This is a genomic window from Microbacterium sp. Bi128, assembly GCF_918698205.1.
On record NZ_CAKKMM010000626.1, the window covers coordinates 1 to 2,839 of the forward strand.

The 2,839-nt window shown below is 68.7% G+C and carries 2 protein-coding genes; both read left to right on the top strand.

The window, feature by feature from the left end:
- Positions 1-292 (top strand): DUF6504 family protein (locus tag LQV45_RS23945; protein ID WP_230009123.1); only part of this gene is annotated, 292 nt, incomplete at its 5' end.
- Positions 289-2,839: DNA polymerase III subunit alpha (gene dnaE, locus LQV45_RS23950; RefSeq protein WP_230009124.1), on the top strand; the 2,551-nt coding region annotated here is incomplete at its 3' end. The genes LQV45_RS23945 and dnaE, both read left to right, overlap by 4 nt.

Here is a 2,839-nt window from a genome sequence, read left to right on the forward strand (position 1 = left end):
GGGCCAGCCCCTGCGCCTCGACTGGGCCGGCCGGCGCTACACGGTCTGCGCGGACCCCGTCCGCTGGTACGAACGCCGCCAATGGTGGGCCGAGGAACGCCGGGCGCCACTCGGAAGCGGGCCGGGCCTGGTGGACCATGAGATCTGGCGGGTCCAGGTGCGTGCGGCCGGGGATCACGCCGCGGATTCCACCCTCACCCTTGACCTGACCCGGCATGTCGGCAGCGGCCGGTGGCGGCTCCTGAAGATCCACGACGCCCTGCAGCCCCTCCGGAAGCCCGAATCAGCATGAGTTTCACCCATCTGCACGTCTCCACCGCGTTCAGCGCCCACTATGGCGTCTCCTGGCCGGAGGAACTTGCCGCCGCGGCCGCCGCTGACGGCGCCACCGCGCTGGCCTGCACGGACCGCGACGGCCTGTACGGAACCGTCAAGCACCTGAAGGCGTGCATGGCAGCCGGGCTTGATGCAATCGTCGGGGTGGACCTTGCAGTCTTTGACGACGACGGCGACCACCGCACCCAGCTCGGGGGACGCGTCGTCGTGCTGGCGCACGGACACAACAACGGTGCCGGCTACCGGGCGCTGTGCCGGCTGATCTCCGACGCCCACGCCCGCACCACGGGCAAGGCCGGGGGAATAGTGCCGGTGGCCGTCACCCGGGCGGAACTGGCCTCCCGCACCCTGCACCCGGAAACCCTGAAGCCGGTCCTGACAGTGCTGATCGGCCCGGACTCCGACGTCGGCCGGGCCATGGGCGGCCGGCGCTACCTGCGGCCCCGCACCCTGTTCAAACGATGGCTGGACGCCATGCCCCCCGGAACGCTGGCGGCAGAGGTTGTGTCCCAGCTCAGCCCGCCCGGGGAACCGCTGAGCACCGCCCACGCGGTGCGCATGCTCAAACTCGCCGCAGAACACGGGGTGCCCGCCGTGCTGAGCAACGCTGTGCGGTACGTGGCTGAGGACGGCGCGGCCACCGCCGATGTGCTGGACTCGGCCCGGACACTGAAATCCCTCCCCGAGCTCTCGGCTGCCCCGCTGCTGCAGCCCAACGGGCAGGGCTGGCTCAAATCGGCGGCCCGGATGCTGCAGCTGGGCAAGGAGATCATCCACGCCGCCGGCTACGGCACGGCGGACCTCAAACGGCTCCTGGCCCAGACCGAGGCGCTCGCGGACCGCTGCCGCATGGATCCGGAAGCCGACATGGGCTGGAAACAGCCCGTGGTCCCGGAGGCATCCGTGATCGGGATCGACGGCGACGCGCTCGCCGAACTGACCCTGCGGTGTGAGGCCGGCATCGGCCGCCGCTTCCCGGGCATTTCCGGGCAGCGGGAACAGCAGCTGCGGGCCAGGCTGGAGCATGAGCTCCGGATCATCGACTCGCTGGGTTTCGCCTCGTACTTCCTGACCGTCGCAGAGGTCTCCCGGATGATCCTGGCCCTGGGCATCCGGGCGGCCGCGCGCGGTTCGGGCGCCTCCAGCCTGGTCAACTACCTGATCGACATCAGCCAGGTGAACCCGCTCGAGCACGACCTCATCTTTGAACGCTTCCTCTCCCGCGACCGTGCCACGCTGCCGGATATAGACATCGACGTCGAAAGCGCCGAACGGCACAACGTCTACCGGAAGATCTTTGAGCGCTTCGGCGCCGAACGCGTCACGCTGATGAGCATGCAGAACGGGTACCGCGCTCGCGGTGCCGTGCGCGATGCCGGCCTGGCCCTGGGCATGGACGACAGCGAGGTCGGGGAAATCGCCAAGCAGCTGTGGCGGTTCTCGGCCCGGCACTTCCGCGAAGCCCTCGTGGAGAAACCCGAGCTGAAGGAATTCGCGGACCGGGTGGACCAGCGAGGCTTCTCCGAGAACCAGCAGCTGGACCTGCTGGTGGACCTCACGGAGCGGCTGGACCGGCTGCCCCGCCACATCTCCATGCACCCGTGCGGCGTCATCCTCGGCGACGCCACCCTGCTGGACCGCACCCCCGTGCAGCCCAGCGGCCTGGGCCTGCCCATGAGCCAGTTCGACAAGCACGACATGGACCCCATGGGCATGCTGAAACTCGATGTCCTTGGCGTCCGGATGCAGAGCGCCATGGCCTTCGCCGTCCGGGAAGTGATCCGGCTCCACCCGTCCAAGGCCGAGGTGGTGGCCGCCGGCGCGCATCCGGCCGGGCCGGACGGGACGGGCCCGGACTACATCGCCGAGGACGGTCACATCGACCTCAATGCGGTCCCGCTCGACGACGAACCCACCTTTGAGCTGATCCGCAGCACCCACACCCTGGGCTGCTTCCAGATCGAGTCCCCTGGCCAGCGCGAACTGATCGGCAAGTTGGCCCCCCGGGAGTTCAACGACCTCATTATCGACATTTCCCTGTTCCGCCCGGGTCCGATGAAATCCGACATGGTCCGGCCCTTCCTGGAGCACCGGCACGGATTCGCTCCCGAGGTCTACCCGCACCCGGACCTCAAACCTGTCCTTCAGGAAACCCACGGGGTCACGGTCTTCCACGAACAAATCCTCAAGACCTTCGACGTCATGACCGGGTGCGGGCTGGCGAGGGCCGACGAGTTCCGCCGTGCGCTGGGCAACGACGTGTTGGAAGCCAGGGTGGAGGAGTTTTTCCGGAAGGAGGCGCGGGCCCGGAATTACAGTCCCGAGGTGGTGGACAAGGTCTGGGGCACGCTGAAGGCCTTTGGCAGCTTCGGGTTCTGCAAGGCCCACGGAGCCGCCTTCGCCGTGCCCACCTACCAGTCGGCCTGGCTCAAGGCACACCACCCGGAGGCCTTCCTCGCCGGGCTGTGGGAACACGACCCCGGAATGTACCGCAGACGCCGGC